At 71.5% G+C, this 17480-nt stretch carries 17 protein-coding genes and 1 tRNA gene; 10 read left to right on the top strand and 8 right to left on the bottom strand.

All coding sequences use genetic code 11. The features are described 5' to 3' along the window. The first annotated feature begins 114 nt into the window (after nucleotides 1-114). Entirely contained in the window at nucleotides 115-633 is a 519-nt protein-coding gene (locus E9998_RS03225) for a hypothetical protein (protein WP_136528264.1), read from the top strand. Between the two features lie 157 nt (nucleotides 634-790). On the opposite strand, the gene E9998_RS03220 is transcribed toward E9998_RS03225, so the two are convergent. Beyond that, nucleotides 791-866: transfer RNA gene (locus tag E9998_RS03220), tRNA-Asn, on the bottom strand. Between the two features lie 254 nt (nucleotides 867-1120). Here E9998_RS03220 and E9998_RS03215 point away from each other — a divergent pair. Continuing rightward, on the top strand, nucleotides 1121-1453 hold the full coding sequence (locus E9998_RS03215; protein ID WP_136528263.1) for a hypothetical protein: 333 nt from the start codon (nucleotides 1121-1123) through the stop codon (nucleotides 1451-1453). Between the two features lie 44 nt (nucleotides 1454-1497). Here E9998_RS03215 and E9998_RS03210 read toward each other — a convergent pair whose 3' ends face one another. Next, nucleotides 1498-3963, bottom strand: a complete 2466-nt coding sequence (locus E9998_RS03210; protein WP_136528262.1) for a glycoside hydrolase family 3 protein — start codon at nucleotides 3961-3963, stop codon at nucleotides 1498-1500. 122 nt (nucleotides 3964-4085) lie between these two features. Here E9998_RS03210 and E9998_RS03205 point away from each other — a divergent pair, with 122 nt between their 5' ends. From E9998_RS03205 to E9998_RS03185, 5 genes are all read left to right on the top strand, one after another. Further along, nucleotides 4086-4718, top strand: a complete 633-nt coding sequence (locus tag E9998_RS03205; protein WP_136528261.1) for a TetR/AcrR family transcriptional regulator — start codon at nucleotides 4086-4088, stop codon at nucleotides 4716-4718. Beyond that, nucleotides 4715-5590 carry a putative RNA methyltransferase gene (locus tag E9998_RS03200; protein ID WP_136528260.1) on the top strand — a complete coding sequence of 292 codons (876 nt, stop codon included), beginning with the start codon at nucleotides 4715-4717 and terminating at the stop codon, nucleotides 5588-5590. The genes E9998_RS03205 and E9998_RS03200 overlap by 4 nt, the downstream gene beginning before the upstream one ends. Before the next feature lie 91 nt (nucleotides 5591-5681). After that, complete coding sequence (locus E9998_RS03195; protein WP_136528259.1) at nucleotides 5682-6542, top strand: glutaminyl-peptide cyclotransferase; 861 nt, start codon at nucleotides 5682-5684, stop codon at nucleotides 6540-6542. Nucleotides 6543-6586: 44 nt separating this feature from the next. Further along, complete coding sequence (locus E9998_RS03190) at nucleotides 6587-7111, top strand: GNAT family N-acetyltransferase (RefSeq protein WP_136528258.1); 525 nt, start codon at nucleotides 6587-6589, stop codon at nucleotides 7109-7111. A gap of 105 nt (nucleotides 7112-7216) precedes the next feature. Continuing rightward, complete coding sequence (locus E9998_RS03185; RefSeq protein WP_136528257.1) at nucleotides 7217-8383, top strand: hypothetical protein; 1167 nt, start codon at nucleotides 7217-7219, stop codon at nucleotides 8381-8383. Between the two features lie 38 nt (nucleotides 8384-8421). Here E9998_RS03185 and E9998_RS03180 read toward each other — a convergent pair whose 3' ends face one another. After that, entirely contained in the window at nucleotides 8422-9345 is a 924-nt protein-coding gene (locus E9998_RS03180) for a carbohydrate kinase family protein (RefSeq protein ID WP_136528256.1), read from the bottom strand. A gap of 114 nt (nucleotides 9346-9459) precedes the next feature. On the opposite strand from E9998_RS03180, the gene wrbA reads away from it, so the two are divergent. Continuing rightward, nucleotides 9460-10056, top strand: coding sequence for an NAD(P)H:quinone oxidoreductase (gene wrbA / locus E9998_RS03175; protein WP_136528255.1), 597 nt, complete (start codon nucleotides 9460-9462; stop codon nucleotides 10054-10056). A gap of 46 nt (nucleotides 10057-10102) precedes the next feature. Here the strand turns inward: wrbA and E9998_RS03170 are convergent, their stop codons facing one another. Further along, entirely contained in the window at nucleotides 10103-11137 is a 1035-nt protein-coding gene (locus E9998_RS03170; protein ID WP_136528254.1) for an aldo/keto reductase, read from the bottom strand. A gap of 90 nt (nucleotides 11138-11227) precedes the next feature. On the opposite strand from E9998_RS03170, the gene E9998_RS03165 reads away from it, so the two are divergent. Beyond that, nucleotides 11228-11845 (top strand): TetR/AcrR family transcriptional regulator, encoded by a 618-nt coding sequence (locus E9998_RS03165; protein ID WP_136528253.1) that lies wholly within the window; start codon nucleotides 11228-11230, stop codon nucleotides 11843-11845. On the opposite strand, the gene E9998_RS03160 is transcribed toward E9998_RS03165, so the two are convergent. Then, entirely contained in the window at nucleotides 11832-12935 is a 1104-nt protein-coding gene (locus tag E9998_RS03160) for a hypothetical protein (protein ID WP_136528252.1), read from the bottom strand. The genes E9998_RS03165 and E9998_RS03160 overlap by 14 nt on opposite strands. A 408-nt stretch (nucleotides 12936-13343) precedes the next feature. Here E9998_RS03160 and E9998_RS03155 point away from each other — a divergent pair, with 408 nt between their 5' ends. Beyond that, nucleotides 13344-14591, top strand: a complete 1248-nt coding sequence (locus E9998_RS03155; RefSeq protein WP_136528251.1) for an ABC transporter substrate-binding protein — start codon at nucleotides 13344-13346, stop codon at nucleotides 14589-14591. A 111-nt stretch (nucleotides 14592-14702) separates the two neighbouring features. Here E9998_RS03155 and E9998_RS03150 read toward each other — a convergent pair whose 3' ends face one another. The 3 genes from E9998_RS03150 to E9998_RS03140 form a co-directional block, all read right to left on the bottom strand. Next, entirely contained in the window at nucleotides 14703-15461 is a 759-nt protein-coding gene (locus tag E9998_RS03150) for an ABC transporter ATP-binding protein (RefSeq protein ID WP_420842406.1), read from the bottom strand. Nucleotides 15462-15553: 92 nt separating this feature from the next. Next, a complete protein-coding gene (locus E9998_RS03145) occupies nucleotides 15554-16447 on the bottom strand; it encodes an ABC transporter ATP-binding protein (RefSeq protein WP_136528250.1) in 894 nt (297 codons plus the stop codon). Then, nucleotides 16437-17480: a branched-chain amino acid ABC transporter permease gene (locus tag E9998_RS03140; RefSeq protein WP_136528249.1), complete on the bottom strand. Its 1044-nt coding sequence runs from the start codon at nucleotides 17478-17480 to the stop codon at nucleotides 16437-16439. Before E9998_RS03140 ends, E9998_RS03145 begins: the two co-directional genes overlap by 11 nt.

Genomic DNA, 17480 nt, shown 5'->3' with positions numbered 1-17480 from the left:
GGCACCGCCGAATCGCTGGAGCTGCTCACGACTGGCGAATCCGCCGCCCAGGTCTTCCGCACGTCAAAGTTGAACTTGTTCAGCAATGAGGTAGGCTCGCTCTAGAAGCTGAACATGTTCAATTCCATGTTCTTGCCGGGACTCGAGTCGGAGACACAAATGAATCCCCACCCCGAACTGCGCCGCCCCCACCTCCTCATCGCGGGTGCGTTCGCTCTCATCGTCACGCTTGCCTGTGCACTCCCCGCACCGTTCGAGGACCCGCCCGTCGAGAAGGTCGCCTTCGATGAGGTCGTCGGAATCTGGGAGGGCGGCATCCTCACGATCGACTTCCGCCAAGACGGCACCTTCACTCTCACGAGCGCCAGCTACAACGACATCCAGCTGGAGGACAAGGGAACCTGGCGGCTCTGCGATGAGTACCCCTTCGAAAAGTACGACGAAGAAGGTTCCATCGCATACGACTGCAACGTGAGCGAAGCTGGCGAATGGATCGACCTCGCACGAGGCGAGGACCGCACGATCGACTTCACCCACGAGCTCATCTTCACTGAAGACGACGAGCTAAAGCTCTACGCCTACAACATCGACACCGGCGTCGACGACGAAACCTTCTACACGAAGCTCAAGTGAGCTCGCGAGTCCCTGCTCGCCGATGAGGTGCGGTAGCCGGTCCGTCCGCTGTTCCCGGCGCTGCGGGTGTTCAGTCCCCGGTGGGAGTGCGATGGGCCCGGGAAAGAGAAGAACCCCGGGCCGGTTTTCCCGGCCGGGGGTTCGGATTCCTCTAGTTTGGCTCCCCAACTTGGACTCGAACCAAGAACCTGCCGATTAACAGTCGGCTGCTCTGCCAATTGAGCTATTGGGGAAGGGGTTCTAGCTCGGCTTTTCCGCCTTGCGAACCGGATACGAGCGTACAGGATCGGCGTGGGAGGGCGCCAGCGGGGTTGGGTGTGGCGTGGGTCCGGTGCGGGGATCGGCGGGGGCGGGTTTTCGTCATGGTCCGCGGGGGTAGCCGGTGATGGGGCAGAATGGCCGCTGTATGCGGCAACGCAGCGTGAACTCCAGAGCACAGGCAAACCGAGGCAGCGTCCGGCCCTAGGGTCGGCCGGGGGAGGCAAAAATGCGGAAGTGGTATCTCGTGGCCGGGTTCGCGATCGGCTACGTCCTGGGGGCGAAGGCCGGGCGCGAGCGGTACGACCAGATCGCGGACTACGCGCGACGCGTGACCGGGAACGACCGGGTCCAGCAGGTCGCGTCGTCAGTTCGCTCACAGGCGGGGAAGGCCGCGAACGCGGCCCAGGACAAGATCAAGGGCACGAAGTTCGGCGACATCATCGAGAACTTCACGACCAGCGCGGACGAGCCCCCGAAGGCGCAGCCGTGGGACTCCGCGGGCGTCACCACCCCGGTGCGCTCCGACCGGGCCCTGCGCGAGGACTCCGCCGGGTTCTAGGTTTCGTGGAAAGGGCGGGCGGGGAGACCCCGCCCGCCCTTTCGTCATGCTTCGACCGGGGCCGACAGGGGCAGGTCGGCGACGCTGCGGCCCGCCGAGGCGGTCCACGTCCCCGGGACGGTGCGCCAGCCGCCGTCCCACACCTGGAACGAGCGCTCCTCCAGCTCCACGGTCACCTCGACCGCCTCGCCGGGGGCCGCCTCGACCGCGGCGAAGCCCGCGAGGCGGTGGGCCTCGATGCCGCCGGGGACCTCGACGCCCTCCTGCGGCGAGAGGTACACCTGCACGACCTCGCGGCCGGTGCGGCTTCCGGTGTTGCGCACCCGGACGCGGACGAGGCGCCCGTCCACGGCGATCTCCTCGTAGGTCCAGTCGGTGTACGAGAGGCCGTGCCCGAACCAGTGGGCCGGGGCGGGGCCGCCGCGCCGCTCCCAGGCCCGGTAGCCGATGAAGATCCCCTCGTCGTAGTGCAGTTCGCCGTCCTCGTTCGGGACGACGCGTGTGACCGGGGCGTCCGCGAGGGTCTTCGGCCAGGTCGTGGTGAGGCGCCCGCCGGGCTCGGCGCCGAGGATGACCTCGGCGAGGGCGGCGCCGCCCTCCTGGCCGGGGAACCAGGTGAGGAGGACCGCGGCCACGTCGCCGGCCCAGGGCATCTCGACCGGCGAGCCGGTGTTGACGACGACGACCGTGTTCGGGTTGACGGCGGCGACGGCCGCGACCAGCTCGTCCTGGCGGCCCGGCAGGCGCAGGTCGGGCCGGTCGAAGCCCTCGGACTCCGTCAGCGCCGTGGTCGAGACGACCACGACCGCCACTTCGGCCTCGCGGGCGGCGGCGACCGCTTCGGCGATGAGCCGGTCCTCGTCGGGGCGGGGCTCGGTGTGCATGAGGCCGAACAGGATCGAGGGCGGGAATCCCGCGGGGAACGCCGACACCGGCGTGTACTCCAGGCGGACGGCGATGGTGCGGCCCGCTTCGAGCGGGAGGCGCGCGCGTTCGACGCCGGGTCCGAAGAACGCCTCGAAGGGGTCCTCGCCGATGACCTCCTGGTCGCCGTCGAAGACGACCTCGCCGTCCACGAGGAGCCGGTGGTGCCCGGTGCCGCGCGTGCCGAAGACGTGCTCGCCGCCGGTGCGCACGGTGAACGTGCCCTCGACCACGGCGTGGTCGAAGTCCTCGGGGTCGACGTCGCCGGGCACGTAGCCCATCCACTTGACGTCGCCGCTGGCGAGCGCCTGCGCGGGCCCCTCGGCGCCGTCGCGCAGGACGGGCCGGACGGCGAGGTCGAAGCCGTGCTTGGCGGCGAGGATCTGCTCGTACAGGTCGACGCCCTGGGCGTAGACGACGCGGTCGCCGAGGGCTGCGCGGAGGCCGTCGAGCGGGGAGACGACGCGTTCGGGGAACACGGTGGCCGAGCCGCCGCCGAGGATGCGGGCCTCGGCCGCGGCGGGTCCGATGAGCGCGAGCGAGGCGAGGGCGCCGGCGTCGAGCGGCAGGGCCGGGGCGTCCGCGCCGGCGGGGGCGTCGTTCTGGAGGAGGACGAAGGAGCGGCGGGCGATCTCGCGGAGCGTCGCCGCCGCGTCGGGGGACTCGACCGGAGGTTCCGCGGCCGGTGCGACGCCGTCGAGGGCGCCGACGCGGGCGGCGAGCAGGAGCAGCCGCCGCACGGCCGCGTCCACGTCGGACTCCTTCGCGCGTCCCTCGCGCACGGCCGCCACAAGGTGTTCGCCGTAGACGGTGAACGGGCCGGGCATCGCCAGGTCCAGGCCCGCCTCGACGTCCCCGACGGTGTGGCGGGCGGCGCCCCAGTCCGAGACGTTGAACCCGTCGAAGCCGAACTCCTCGCGCAGCACCGCCATGAGTTCGACGTTCGCGCTCATCGTGGTGCCGTTGACGGCGTTGTAGGCGGTCATGACGCCCCACGGGCGCACCGCCTCGGTCACCATCTCGAAGGGCCGCAGGTACAGCTCGCGGAAGGTCCGCTCGTCGACGATGTTGTCGACGGTGAACCGGTCGGTCTCGGCGTCGTTGGCGACGTAGTGCTTCATGGTGGTGCCCACGCCGTGCTCCTGCACGCCCGCGACGTAGGCCTGCGCGATGCGCCCGGTCAGGTACGGGTCCTCGCTGAAGCCCTCGAAGTGGCGCCCGCCCAGCGGGGAGCGGTGCAGGTTGATCGTGGGCGCCAGCAGCACGTCGACCTCCTTGCGGCGCGACTCGGCCGCGAGGAGGTGCCCGATGCGGCGCACGAGCTCGGGGTCCCAGGACGCGGCCTGCGCGGTGGGGCTCGGCAGCGCCAGGGACGGGTCGGCCGCGGTCCAGAACCGGCCGCGCACCCCGATCGGCCCGTCGGAGACGGTCATCGACCGCAGTCCCGCCTCGGGTGCGGCGACCGTGCGCCACATGTCGCGGCCGCCGAGCAGGGCGGCCTTCGTCTCCAGGTCGAGCCGCGCCAGCGCGGCCTCGATCGCGGCCGCGTAGTCGGGCCGGTCGTCGGGGACGGTCCATTCGGTCATCAGGGGCCTCTCCAATCTCTCGCAACGGAGTCTGCCACTCGCTCCGACCGACCGGTAGGCCCTGATGCCGATTCGTGATTATCTATGCTGGAGCATCGAGCACCCGAACCGAGAGGCCGCCCATGCCCACGCAGCCCGGTCCCCGACACAACGCGCGCGGCCAGGCCCGCCGCGAGGAGATCGTGCGCGCCGCGATCGAGGTCATCGCCGAGCGCGGCTACCGCGGGGCGAGCCTGTCGGCCGTCGCCGAGAAGGTCGGGCTCACCCAGCAGGGCCTCCTGCACTACTTCCCGAGCAAGGAGGACCTGCTCATCGGGGTGCTGCTGCTGCGCGAGCGCTGGGACACCGGCGGTCGCGACATCGTGTCCGAGCCGATGTCGATGGCCGCCACCGTGGGCGTGGTCGACGCGAACGCGCACCGCGAGGCGATCGTGCGCACCTTCTCGGCGCTCCTGGGCGAGTCCGTCACCGAGGACTACCCGGCGGCCGACTACTTCCGGCGCCGCTACCGGCGGGTGCGCGAGGCCATCGCCGCGACCCTGCGGACCGAGTGGGGTGACCGCCTGCCCACCGGGCTCACCCCGGAGGAGGCCGCGCCGCTCGTGGTCGCGATCATGGACGGGCTCCAATTCCAATGGCTCCACGAACCGGAGAACCTCGACATGCCCGCCGCCTTCCGCGCCTTCGTGCACCTGCTCGACCCGGACTTCGCCGTCCCCGACCCCGCGGCCCCCGAATCCGAGTCCGGCGCATGAGCCTGCCCGCGCTCGACGCGCTCGCCTGCCCCAACTGCGGCGGGGCCCTCGCCCAGAACGACCGGCGCCTCTCGTGCCCCGACGGGCACTCGTTCGACCTCGCCAAGCAGGGCTACGCCCCGCTCCTGGCCCCCGGCTCCAACGCCACCACCGGCGACACCGCCGACCAGGTCGCCGCCCGCGAGGACTTCCTCTCCTCGGGCGCCTACGACCCGCTCCTGGCGGCCGTCGCCGCCGCCTCGCGCACCGACGCACCCGGCGCCGTGGTCGAACCGGGCTGCGGCACCGGCCACTACCTCGCCGCGGCGCTGGCCGCCGATCCCTCGCGGGTCGGCGTCGGCCTCGACACCTCGAAGTACGCGCTGCGCCGCTGCGCCCGCCGGGAGGTCCCCGGAGACGACGGACCGCGGCTCGCCGCCGGAACTCAGGGGCGGCTCACCGCGGTCCTCGCCGACGCGTGGCGGCGGATGCCGCTGCGCGAAGGCGCCGCCGCCGCGGTCCTCAACGTCTTCGCCCCCCGCAACGCCGACGAGATCGCGCGCATCCTCCACCCGGAAGGCGTGCTGGCGGTCCTGACCCCCCGTCACGACCACCTGCGCGAACTCGTCGACGCCTTGGACTTGCTGAGCGTCGACCCCGAGAAACCGCAGCGGACCGCCGACCAGCTCGGGACCCTCTTCGAGGCCGAGCGGACCGACGAGCTCCGCTATGCCATGGAACTGGCGCACGACAAAGTGCGCCTGCTCGTCGGGATGGGGCCGAGCGCCCGCCACCTCGACGCGGACGCCTTCGCGGCGGCCCTCGCCGCGCTGCCCGACCCGGTGACGGTCACCGTCTCGGCGACCGTCACCGCCTGGCGCCGCAGGGCCTGAACCCGGCCGCACCGATCGACGAGCGACGATCTCTTGTCCTCTTTTGGCATGACCAGTACGGTACGAAGCATCACCCCCGAACCGCCTGGAGATGAGATCAGTGTTCGATGAGAAGCGCGCGACGCGCCGCACCGCCGCCCTCGGCGCCGCCGGCCTGCTCGCGCTGACCGGCTGCGGCACCGGCAACGCCGGCGCCGACACCCCCGAAGAGATCGAGTCCTCAGTGGAGGAGGCCGTGGAGGAGGGCGCGGTAGAGGCCCTCACCGTGGAGGTGCTCGCGTCCTACGACCACGACGCCGACTCCTTCACGCAGGGCCTCGAACTCGGCGAGCACCCCGAGTTCGGCACCGTCCTCTACGAGAGCGCGGGCCTCTACGAGGAGTCCGACGTGCGCATCGCCGACCCCGGCACCGGCGACGTGCTCGACTCCCAGGACCTCCCCGCGGAGCAGTTCGCCGAGGGCCTCACCCTCACCGACGACGCGATCTGGCAGATCACCTGGCAGGAGCACGTCGCCCACCGCCGCGACCCGGTCACCCTCGACATCATCGAGACCGTCGAGTACGAAGGCGAGGGCTGGGGGATCTGCCATGACGGCGAACGCCTGGTCATGAGCGACGGCACCGACACCCTCACCTTCCGCGACCCCGACACCTTCGCCGAACTCGGCGTCGCGAGCGTCACCCTCGACGGCGAGCCGGTCTTCCAGATCAACGAGCTCGAATGCGTCGGCGGCCAGGTCTGGGCCAACCTGTGGCAGACCGACCAGATCGTGCGCATCGACCCCGACACCGGGCAGGTCGAAGCGGTCGTGGACGCCTCCGGGCTGCTCAGCGACGAGGAGTCCGCGGGCGCCGACGTCCTCAACGGCATCGCCGCCACCGCCACCGAAGGCGAGTTCTACGTCACCGGCAAGCACTGGCCCAAGCTGTTCCTCGTCAGGTTCGTCTGAAATCGCGTTGCCACGGGCCCTCACCCGTGGCAGCATCGCCTCCCGTGACTCCTGAGATCCGCACCGAACGCCTGCTGCTCCAGCCCTACCTGCCCGCCGACGAGGAGGACTTCGTCGCGTTCTTCGGCGACGAGCGCGTCTCCCGCTGGATGGGCGACGGGCCCGAGCCCGAGGCGGAGACCCGGGCCCTGTTCGGGCGGGTCTTCACCGACGTCTACGCCACCGGCAGGTTCGACGTGTGGGCCGTGCGCGAGCACGGCCGCCTCGTCGGCCACGCCGAGATCAAGCCCACCGAGGTCTCCGGCGGCCACGAGCTCATCTACGCCCTCGCCCCCGCCGCGTGGGGTCGGGGCCTGGGCACCGAGCTCGCCGCGGCGATCGTCGCCTACGGCTTCGAGACCCTCGGCCTCCACGAGGTCCACGCCACCGTCGCCGCGCCCAACGAGGCCTCGCTCGCCGTCCTCGCGAAACTCGGTTTCGTCCACGTGCGCGACCAGCCCGAGGAGCAGGGCCCGGTCACCCGCGTCCTCACCGTCACGCGCCCCGGAACCGAAGGCGCCCAACCGTAATCCGCTCCACCGCACCCGCCGCGCGGGCCGCGCCCCTGTTCACCGTGCTTGAGCGGTGACGCTGCGGCAATTGCGCCGCTGGTCCGGGTGGGCCATGATGAGTCCATGGCCATCACACCCCTGGACCGATTGCTGGAGTACAAGATGCACCTCTTGACCGACTCCCGCCAGCCCCGCGCCTTCGCCACCTGGTGGCAGGACCTCGTCACGGCCGCCTTCTCGGCCTGGTTCTTCGGCGGCCTCGTCCTGGACGTCAACGCCCACGCCCAAGGCTGGAACGAGTCCTTCTTCACCTGGTGGCACCTGGTCTTCTACTCCGGGTTCGCCGCCACCGCCGCCTGGATCGCCTGGCTCCTCGTCCGCGCCCACCGCGCCGACGGCCGCACCGGCTTCTCCGCCGTCCCCCACGGCTACGGGTCCGCCATCGTGGGCGCCCCGCTCTTCCTCGTCTCCGGGATCGCCGACCTCATCTGGCACCAGGTCCTCGGCGTCGAAGCCGACCTCGCGATCTTCTTCAGCCCCTCCCACCTCGGCCTCGCCGTCGGCGGCGTCCTCATCGCCGCCGCGCCCTGGCTCGCCGCCTGGCGCCGCGAGGCGCTCGCCGTCGACCCCGAACCGGTCCCGCTCGAAGCGCGCATGGCCGCGCCCGCGCTGGCCCTGGGCTACGCCGTCTCGGCGCTCGTGCTGTTCCTCAACTACCTGGTGCCCTTCACCGCCGACCCGCGCGCGGTCGCCCTCGCGCTGGAGGGCCCGGGGAACTTCGACGCGTTCCCGGTCGCCGGGATCGTCGCCGCCACCGTGCTCGTGCTCGCCGTCGCCGTCCTCGCGACCGGCCGCTTCCGCCTGCCGATGGGCTTCTTCACCGTCGCCTTCGCCTACCCCGCCGTCATGGCCGGGGCCGTGCAGGGCTTCGCCAACGGCGAGTACGTGTGGGTCTTCCTGCTCTCGGGCGTCTGGCTCGACTTCCTGGTCTGGCTCATCCGCCCCGAGCTGCGCCGCCGCCGCGACCTCCTCGTCCTCGCGGGCGCCTGGGCGGTCCCGGTGTGGGCGGCCTACCTCATCGCGACCGGTTCGGCGACGGGCAACTGGCCCGCCGCCGAGATCGGCATCGGCGCGCCGGTCGTCGCGGCCCTCGCCGGCTGCCTGTTCATGCTCGTGATCCAGCCCGAGCGCCGCCGCGAGATCCGCACGGTCCCCTCCGAGCCCTCCCCGTTCGACGACGTCATCGCCCGCGCGAAGGCCATGACCGCGAGCAAGGACGAACCGCAGTAGCGCGACGGCGCCGGGCCCCCGGGGGCCCGGCGCCGTTCCTACTTCAGGGCCGCGAGGCTCTTCACCAGCAGCGCTTCGGAGATGAGCGCCGTGCTCGTGCCCTGCTCGCCGCAGGCGTAGGCGCCCGAGACGCGGCCCGCGTCGACCGCCGTCGCCACGTCCTCGCCCTTCGCGCGCGCCCACAGGAAGCCCGAGACGAACGCGTCGCCCGCGCCGTTGGAGTCCACCGGCGCCCACGAGGCCCACTCGGGCAGCGAGGCGAGCTCGGCCGCCGGTTCGACCTGCGCGTACCGCACCAGGTCGCCTCCGCGTTCGATGAGGTGGCCGCCGCGTTCGCCGTCGGTTGCGACGACGACGGAGGCGCGGCCGTTGTCGAGGATCCAGCGCATGGTCTTCTCGGGGTCGTCCAGGCGCGCGGCCGAGAGCGTCACGAGGTCGGCGCGCAGGGCGTACTCCTTGTGGTGCTCGGCCTCGCCGTCCCACGCGTGCAGGTCGGTCGAGACGGTGACGCCCTCGGGGACCGCTTCGAGGACGTTGCGGTTGACGTTGGTGATGGAGACGTGCACGTGCTTCGCCTCGGCCAGGTGCGGCGCGGAGAATCCCTCGGGCAGGCGCAGCTCGGCGGGGTGGCGGCCGTCGTAGAAGGAGTAGCGGCGGCCCTCGGCGTCGACGAGGTTCACCGAGCGCGGGGTCCCGCTTGGGGACACGAGGTGCCGGAAGTCGAGGCCGTGGCGCTCGTAGTGGCGCAGGATGAGCGCGCCCTGCTCGTCGTCGCCGATGAAGTCGATGAACCGGGTCGCCATGCCCAGGTGGAGGCAGCCGAGTGCGACGCCGTTGCCGGTGTGCGCCACGTAGTCGCGGATCGGCTCCACGCCGAGCGAGTCGCCTTCGCCGATGGCGATCTCGGGGACCCGCACGATCGTGTCGACGCCGACGCCGCCGACTACCAGGATGTCGAGCATGTTCTTGCATCCTCTGCATAGAAATTGCTTGGGATTGGAATACGTTGCGCGAGCAACTCTAGGCCCGCGGCCGTGCGAGGGTCAAGACCGATTCTCACGCAGGAGGAGAGGGACATGGTCAGACTGGCGATCATCTACTATTCGCAGACCGGGAACGTGTACGAGATGGCGCGCACGGCCGCCCGCGAAGGCGAGGACGCCGGGGCCGAGGTGCGCCTGCGCCGGGTCCGCGAGCTCGCCCCGCCCGAGGCCATCGCCTCCAACGAGGCCTGGGCGAACCACTCCGAGGCCGCCTCCGACCTCGAAGAGGCGACCCTCGACGACCTCGACTGGGCCGACGCGGTCATGTGGGGCACCCCCACCCGCTACGGGCTGCCGACCGCGCAGCTCAAGCAGTTCATCGACACCACCGGGCCGCTGTGGCAGCAGGGGAAGCTCGCCGACAAGGTGATGTCCTCCTTCACCTCGACGCAGACGGCCCACGGCGGCCAGGAGTCGACCATCCTGGCGCTGAACAACACCTTCTACCACTGGGGCGCGATCATCGTCTCCCCCGGCTACACGGACCCGCTCCAGTTCGACCTCGACATCGGCAACCCCTACGGCGCCAGTCACATCGGGCTCAAGGGCCCGGTGGGGGAGAAGAACCGCGTGGCCGTGGCGATCCAGACCAAGCGCGTCGTCTCCCTCGCGCGGCGGCTGTACGGGTGAGCGACCGCAGAGGGCCGGGGCGCATCGCCCCGGCCCCTTCCGCACCTCACACCGCGGGCGGGTTGAGCCGCGCGAAGCCCTCCTGGCGCGCGTACGGGTAGTGCGGGTACGGCGGGACCTGCGCCGAGGCCGCGTCGAGGCGCGCGACCTGCTCGGCGTCGAGCTCCCACCCGACCGCGCCGAGGTTCTGCACCAGCTGCTCCTCGTTCCTGGCGCCGACGATCACCGAGGCCACGGTGGGCCGGCGCAGCAGCCAGTTGATGGCGACCTGCGGCACGGTCTTGCCGGTCTCGGCGGCGACCTCGTCGAGCGCGTCGACCACGTCGTAGAGCCGCTCGTCCTCGACCGGCGGCCCGAACTGGGCGGTCTGGTGCAGGCGGCTGCCCTCGGGGACGGGCTGCCCGCGCCTGATCCTCCCGGTCAACCGCCCCCAGCCCAGCGGGCTCCACACAAGGGCCCCGACGCCCTGGTCCAGGCCCAGCGGCATGAGGTCCCACTCGTAGTCGCGGCCCACGAGCGAGTAGTAGACCTGGTGGGCGGCGAAGCGCGGCCACCCGTGCCGGTCGGCGGCGTCGAGGGTCTTCTGGAGCTGCCACCCGGCGTAGTTCGAGGCGCCGACATAGCGGATCTTCCCGGCCCGCACCAGGTCGTCCAGCGCGGACAGGGTCTCCTCCACCGGGGTGCGGGCGTCGAAGGCGTGCAGCTGGAACAGGTCGACGTAGTCGGTGCCGAGCCGGGTCAGCGCGGCCTCGACGGCGCGCACGAGGTGCAGCCGCGAGGACCCGGCCGCGTTGGGGTCGCCGCCGACCGGGAGCCCGGCCTTGGTCGAGATGAGCGCACGATCGCGCCTGCCCTTGAGGGCCGCGCCGAGGACGGTCTCGGAGGCGCCGTCGGAGTAGACGTCGGCGGTGTCGAACATCGTGACCCCGGCGTCGAGGGCGATGTCGACCATGCGGCGGGCCTGGCCCTCGCCGGTGTCGCCCCAGGCGCCGAAGAGCGGGCCGGAGCCGCCGAAGGTCCCGGCGCCGAAGGAGAGGGCGGGCACGTGGAGGCCGGAGCGGCCGAGGCGGTTGAACTCCATGACGATCCCTTTCTAAAAGGAACTTCCGTTCCGTTAGTTTCGGGTCTAAGCTAGCGCAGAGCAGACCGTTAACGCAACTGGAGTCCCGTTATGATTGAGGACACGTCAGGCCCCGGCACCGTCCGCCCCGGCGGGCGCACCGCCCGCGTCCGCGAGGCCGTGCTCCGCGCCGCCGGGGACGCCCTGGTGGAGCGGGGCTTCGGCGGCGTGGACCTCGCCGAGGTCGCGCGCCGGGCCGGGGTCGGCAAGACCACCGTGTACCGCCGCTGGGGGACCGTCCCGGGCCTGGTCGCCGACATGCTCGCCGAGATGGCCGAGTCCTCGCAGCCGCGGGCCGACACCGGCTCCTTCGCCGCCGACCTCGCCGCGCTGGCCGCCCTCATCCGCGAGACGCTCACCGACGAGCGCCAGGGCCCCCTGTTCAAGGCGGTGATTGCCACCGCGACCGGCGACGCCGGGACCGCCGCGGCCCTGCACCGCTTCTACCGCACCAGGATCGAGGAGTGGTCGCCGTGCGTCGACCGCGCCGTCGACCGCGGGGAGGTCCCCGAGGGCACCGACGCCGCCGAGGTGATCCGCTTCCTCTCCGCGCCCCTGTACTACCGGCTCCTCGCCTCCGGCGACCCGCTCGACGCGGGCACGGCGCAGCGGGCGGCGGCCGCCACCGCGGCCGCCGCCCGCGAGGGCGTCTTCGTCACCGCGCGGTGACCACGCCGCGCCTGATCGCGTAGGCCAGCGTCGCCGCGCCGAGCGCCGGGCCCCACACGTAGAACGGGAAGGCCCACACCAGTTCCAGCGCGTCCTGCCGGATGCCCAGGGACACCATGGGAACCGAGACGAACGTGAACAGCGCCGCCGCCGCCGTGGCGGGCACGATCGCGAGCATCGGCGGGACCGGGCGGCCCTTGACGCGCGGCACCCAGGCGGGCCAGCGCGCGCCCCAGCGGTAGGTCATGCCCAGGCACAGCACGCCGCCGCTGATCGCCGCGAAGCCCAGGCACAGGCCCCACACCCGCGTCGTCATGTCGATCTGCTCGCTGTCGAGCGGCCCGCCGACCCACACCCACGGGGTCAGCCACGACATCCTGACCACGCCGTAGGGCAGCGCGGCGGCGAACGCGATCCAGCTCGCGACCCGGCCCCACCGGGCGGCGCGCTCGGGGGCCGCCCAGGCCGGGGCGGGCCGGTCCTCGCGGCCGGCGAGGAGGAGGCGCAGCGTGAGCGCGGTCCAGATCCCGGCGCCGACGACGATCCAGACCTGGACGGCCATGTAGGCGCCCATCGAGGCGAGCACGCGGCCGAGGTCGGCGAGGAAGGCGCCCGCGGCGCCGTAGTCCACCACGCCCGTGACGCCGAGGACGACCAGCAGCGCCACGGTCGCGGCGGCCGCCGCGATCCGCCCGGCGGTGCCGCGGGCCAGGAGCGTCGGCGCGGCGACGGCGACGGCCGGGATGAGGAACGCGCACAGGTACCCGGCGAACGCGATCGGCGCGATGGTGCTCAGGACCAGTCCGAACACCGCCGCGAAGAGCGCGGGGAGCGGCCACAGCCGCGGTTTGGCGCGGGCGGCGACGAGGCCGAGGACGCCCGCGGCGACGAGCAAGGCCGGGCCGGTCTGGTCGGGCAGGGCTGCGGGGAGGCGGAAGGAGGGGTCGTAGTTCTCGTGTCCGAAGGGGCCGCCCTCGGGGTCGAGGAGCTGCCAGAGTCCGATGGGGATCGCGGTGAGCGACCACAGGAAGGCGGCGGTGGCGGCGAGGCGCCCGGTCCGGGCCTCGCGCGGGGCGTGTGTCTGCGTCATGCCTCCAGGTTCGCGGCCCGGCGGCCCCGGGCCCTCCCGCTCGCGGGCGAACGGGCTCCCTCCAGTGGGGGAGCGGCCCGGGGGAGCGGCACGGTGGAGCGGCGCAGGGGGAGCGGCCCGTGGGAGCCGCCCGGGGGAGCCCGGCCGCCACTTCCGGCACTCGCCTCCCAGGGCTCCCGCGGCCGCCGCCTCCGAAGCGTCCGCGAAACGGTTTCACAACGCGCGCTTCCCCAAAGCGAAAGCCAATTGCAATACCCGTTCGAAAAGGTCACGGACTCATCACAAACAGGATGGGGTGTGGTCACGGCGTCTGGTGTCGTCACCCCGGCTGCCATAGGGTGTAACTCGGATCACGTCAACCTCCACCAATACCTGCTGATCCATCTCGAACAGAATCTAGGAGAAGCCATGGCTCGCCTTCCCCGAGCGCTGCTCGCCGTAGCAACAGCCGGCGTCACAGCGTTCTCACTCGTCGCATGCAGTGACGAAGACCCCGGATCGTCCAGCGACGCCTGCACCGAAGGCGATGGCCTCAAGATCGGCACGATCCTGCCGCAGACCGGCTCGCTCGCCTTCCTCGGCCCGCCCGAGTTCGCCGGCGTGGACCTCGCCCAGCAGGAGATCAACGAGGCCGGCGGCGTGCTCGGCAACTGCGTCGAGGTCCTGCACGAGGACTCCGGCGACGCCGCCACCGACATCGCCAGCCCCGCGGCCGACGCGCTCATTTCGCAGGGCGTCCAGGCCGTCATCGGCGCGGCCTCCTCCAGCGTGTCGTTCCAGTTCATCGACAAGCTCTACGAGGAGCAGATCGTCCAGATCTCCCCGGCGAACACCTCGCCGGACTTCACCACGTACGAGCGCGGCGACTACTACTTCCGCACCGCGCCCTCGGACGTCCTCCAGGGCCGCGTGCTCGCCGACCAGATCATCGCCGACGGCCACGCCAAGATCGCCATCCTGGCGCTCCAGGACGCCTACGGCACCGGCCTGTCCGAATCGGTCAAGCAGAACTTCACCGAGTTCGGCGGCGAGGTCGTCTACGAGACCATCTACGACCCCACGGCCGCGGAGTTCACCGCCGAGGCCACCGCCGTCGCCAACTCCGGCGCCGACGCGGTCGTCATCATCTCCTTCAACGAGCTCGTCAACCTCGGACCGGCGCTCGCCGAGCAGGGCGCCAGCGCCCAGGACCTCGGCTGGTACCTCGTGGACGGCAACCTCGCCGACTACAGCGCCGACTTCGACGCCGGCTTCATGGAGGGCGCCCGCGGCACCTTCCCCGGCGCCGACCCCGAGCCGATCCGCGACCGCCTGCTGGAGATCGACCCCGAGCTCACCGACTTCACGTACGGCCCGGAGTCCTACGACGCCACGGCCCTCATCGCGCTCGCCGCGATCGCGGGCGACAGCGTCGACTCGAACTCGATCAAGGACAACCTGATCGACGTCAGCACCGGCGGCACCAAGTGCACCGGCTTCACCGAGTGCGCGAAGCTCCTCGCCGACGGGGAGGCCGACATCGACTACGACGGCTACTCCGGCCCGATCGAGTTCTCGCCCGAGGGCGACGTCACCGCCGCCACCATCGGCATCTACGAGTACCTCGCCGACAACACCTACGAGAACGTCGACTACAACTTCCAGGAGCTGAACTAGCCCTGAACGCATAGGGAAGGCCCCCGGGACCACAGGACCCGGGGGCCTTCCCCTTCGCTAGAAACCACGAACGCCCGGGTCCGTGAGGACCCGGGCGTTCGCCGTGGACGCTCAGCCGGCGTGGCCGAGCGTCCCCAGGTACAGCTCCACGACCTTCGGGTCGTCGATGAGCCCGTCGCCGGGCCCGGTGTAGGCGCTGCGGCCCTGGTCGAGGACGTAGCCGCGGTCGCAGATCTGGAGGCAGCGCCGGGCGTTCTGCTCGACCATCACCACCGTCACCCCCGTCGAGTTGATCTGCTTCGTGTTGAAGAAGACCTCGTCCTGCATCGCCGGGGACAGCCCCGCCGAAGGCTCGTCGAGCAGCAGCACGGTCGGCTCCATCATGAGCGCCCGGCCCATCGCCACCATCTGCCGCTCGCCGCCCGAGAGCGAGCCCGCGCGCTGCGTGCGCCGCTCGCCGAGGATCGGGAACAGGTCGGTCACGAACCCGAACCGCCGCCTGAACGCCTTGGGCCGCAGGAAGACCCCCATTTCGAGGTTCTCCTCGACCGTGAGCGTCGGGAACACGTTGTTCGTCTGCGGCACGAAGCCCACCCCGAGCGGGACGAGCTGGTGGGCCTTGCGGTTGGTGATGTTCTCCCCGCGCAGCTCCACCGTCCCGGAGGTGACCGAGACGAGCCCGAACATGGCCTTGAGGAGCGTCGACTTCCCGGCCCCGTTCGGGCCGATGATGCCGACGAGCTCGCCCTCGTTCGCGTACAGGTCCGTGCCGTTGAGGATCGACACGCCGGGCAGGTACCCGGCCGTCACCTCGTCGGCCCGCAGCAGCGCCTCGCCCGAGGCGGCGAGGTGCCCCTCGCGCGAGCACACCTCGGTCGAGGACTCCGCGGTCTCGTCGATCGGTACCCCGGTGGGGCCGATGCCCTTCTCGCTGTCGGTTGCACTGTCAGACACGTTGCCTCCTATCGCTCGGCCGCGTCGTGGTGCGCGCCCAGGTAGGCGTCGATGACCCGCCGGTCCGCCGAGATCTGGTCCGGCGTGCCCTCCGTGATGAGCTCCCCGGCGGCCATCACCGCGACCCAGTCCGCGATCTCGTGGACCATGTCCATGTCGTGCTCCACGAACAGCACCGTCATGCCCTCCTCGCGGAGGTCCTTGATGTGCTCCAGCAGCGACTGCTTCAGCGCCGGGTTCACCCCGGCCATCGGCTCGTCGAGCATGACCATGCGCGGGTTGAGCATGAGCGCCCGCGCCATCTCCAGGAGCTTGCGCTGGCCGCCCGAGAGCTCGCCCGCGTAGTCGTCGCGCTTGTCGATGAGCTTGAACCGCTCCAGGAGCACCAGCGCCTTCTCGCGGTTGGCCGCCTCCTGCCGCTTCCACAGGGGATGGACGAGCCCGGCCCAGAAGCCCTCGCCGACCTGGTCGGCGGCGCCGATGAGCATGTTGTCCATGACGGTCATGCGCGTGAGCGCCTTCGTGAGCTGGAACGTGCGGACCATGCCCGCCCGCGCCACCTGGTACGAGCGCATCCGGTCGGCGCGGCGCCCGTCGAACACCCACTCCCCGCGGTTCGGCCGGTCGAAACCGGTGAGCAGGTTGAAGAACGTGGTCTTGCCCGCGCCGTTCGGTCCGATGAGGGCGGTGATCGCCCCCCGCTGGACCTCCAGGTGCGCCACGTCGACCGCCACCAGGCCGCCGAACGCGCGGCGCACCCCGGTGGCGTTGAGGATCGGGTCGAGCTTCGGCACGCCGGGCTCTGCCGGCACGTCCGCCAGCGCCGCGCGGGCCGCGGCGATCCCGGCAGGGACCGTACTCGGCTGCTCCTCGGCCGTCACGGCCTCCTCGCTATCGGACATCGAGCGTCAGCTCCCTTCGGTCGCCGAGGATGCCCTGCGGCCGGTAGATCAGCAGCAGGACCATGCTCAGGCCCACCAGGAAGAACACGAGCGGTCCCACCTGGGTGGCGCTCAGCCAGTCCTCGGGGATGGCGCCGGAGCGGATGCCCTGGTTCAGGCCCTGCGACAGGAAGCTGTAGAGGAACCAGAACAGGGCCGCGCCGAGCACGGGCCCGAAGAGCCGGGCCGCGCCGCCGAGGATGATGATCACGTACAGGTAGAAGGTGAAGTCGGTGATGAACGTGTCGGGCTGCACGTTCGCGCGGCTGAGCGCGAACAGGAACCCGGCCACCGCGCCGATGAGGCCGCCGATGACCAGCGCCTGCATCTTGTACGCGAACACGTTCTTGCCCAGGCTCCGCACCGCCTCCTCGTCCTCGCGGATGCCCTTGAGGACCCGGCCCCACGGGCTGCGCACCAGCAGGCCCAGCAGGACCAGGAAGAACGCGACCAGGACCCACCCGACGGTCATGACCCACAGGTCGCGGTTGGAGTACTGGAGGTCGAACAGGAGGAAGTCGAGCTTGAGCCGCCCGCCGTCCATGGAGGCGAACAGGAACGTCCAGGTCGCCTCCGAGGGGTAGGGGTTCATCGCGAAGAACGGCTCGGAGAACCCGCGCATGCCGTCCGAGCCGCCGGTGTACTCCGACAGGCCCGTGGCCCGCGCGGTGCGCCGCACGATCTCGGCCGCGGCGATCGTCACGATCGCCAGGTAGTCGGCGCGCAGCCGCAGCGTCGGGATGCCCAGGAGCAGCGCCAGGACGACCGCCGAGGCGAGCCCGAGCCCGATGCCCCACCAGAACGGCAGGTCGAGCACGACCACGCCGATCGCGAGGCCGTACGCGCCCATCGCGGCGAACGCGGCCTGGCCGAAGTTGAGCAGGCCCGTGTACCCGAACTGGAGGTTCAGGCCGATGGCCGCGAGCGCGTACACGAGCATCGTCGGCCCGATGGCCTGTGTGAGCGCCTGGCTGAATACGAAGTGCCAATCCAT

The organism is Glycomyces paridis (genome assembly GCF_004912155.1).
Lineage (GTDB): Bacteria > Actinomycetota > Actinomycetes > Mycobacteriales > Micromonosporaceae > Glycomyces > Glycomyces paridis.
The sequence above is the reverse complement of the archived record's forward strand: the minus strand, read 5'-3'. Positions and strand labels throughout refer to the sequence as shown.

Excerpts from the sequence above, each read along its gene's own strand:
- E9998_RS03225 (WP_136528264.1), top strand. The coding sequence starts at position 115 with ATGTTCAATTCCATGTTCTTGCCGGGACTCGAGTCGGAGACACAAATG.
- E9998_RS03215 (WP_136528263.1), top strand. The coding sequence starts at position 1,121 with ATGCGGAAGTGGTATCTCGTGGCCGGGTTCGCGATCGGCTACGTCCTG.
- E9998_RS03210 (WP_136528262.1), bottom strand. The coding sequence starts at position 3,963 with ATGACCGAATGGACCGTCCCCGACGACCGGCCCGACTACGCGGCCGCG.
- E9998_RS03205 (WP_136528261.1), top strand. The coding sequence starts at position 4,086 with ATGCCCACGCAGCCCGGTCCCCGACACAACGCGCGCGGCCAGGCCCGC.
- E9998_RS03200 (WP_136528260.1), top strand. The coding sequence starts at position 4,715 with ATGAGCCTGCCCGCGCTCGACGCGCTCGCCTGCCCCAACTGCGGCGGG.
- E9998_RS03195 (WP_136528259.1), top strand. The coding sequence starts at position 5,682 with ATGAGATCAGTGTTCGATGAGAAGCGCGCGACGCGCCGCACCGCCGCC.
- E9998_RS03185 (WP_136528257.1), top strand. The coding sequence starts at position 7,217 with ATGGCCATCACACCCCTGGACCGATTGCTGGAGTACAAGATGCACCTC.
- E9998_RS03180 (WP_136528256.1), bottom strand. The coding sequence starts at position 9,345 with ATGCTCGACATCCTGGTAGTCGGCGGCGTCGGCGTCGACACGATCGTG.
- wrbA (WP_136528255.1), top strand. The coding sequence starts at position 9,460 with ATGGTCAGACTGGCGATCATCTACTATTCGCAGACCGGGAACGTGTAC.
- E9998_RS03170 (WP_136528254.1), bottom strand. The coding sequence starts at position 11,137 with ATGGAGTTCAACCGCCTCGGCCGCTCCGGCCTCCACGTGCCCGCCCTC.
- E9998_RS03165 (WP_136528253.1), top strand. The coding sequence starts at position 11,228 with ATGATTGAGGACACGTCAGGCCCCGGCACCGTCCGCCCCGGCGGGCGC.
- E9998_RS03160 (WP_136528252.1), bottom strand. The coding sequence starts at position 12,935 with ATGACGCAGACACACGCCCCGCGCGAGGCCCGGACCGGGCGCCTCGCC.
- E9998_RS03155 (WP_136528251.1), top strand. The coding sequence starts at position 13,344 with ATGGCTCGCCTTCCCCGAGCGCTGCTCGCCGTAGCAACAGCCGGCGTC.
- E9998_RS03145 (WP_136528250.1), bottom strand. The coding sequence starts at position 16,447 with ATGTCCGATAGCGAGGAGGCCGTGACGGCCGAGGAGCAGCCGAGTACG.
- E9998_RS03140 (WP_136528249.1), bottom strand. The coding sequence starts at position 17,480 with ATGGATTGGCACTTCGTATTCAGCCAGGCGCTCACACAGGCCATCGGG.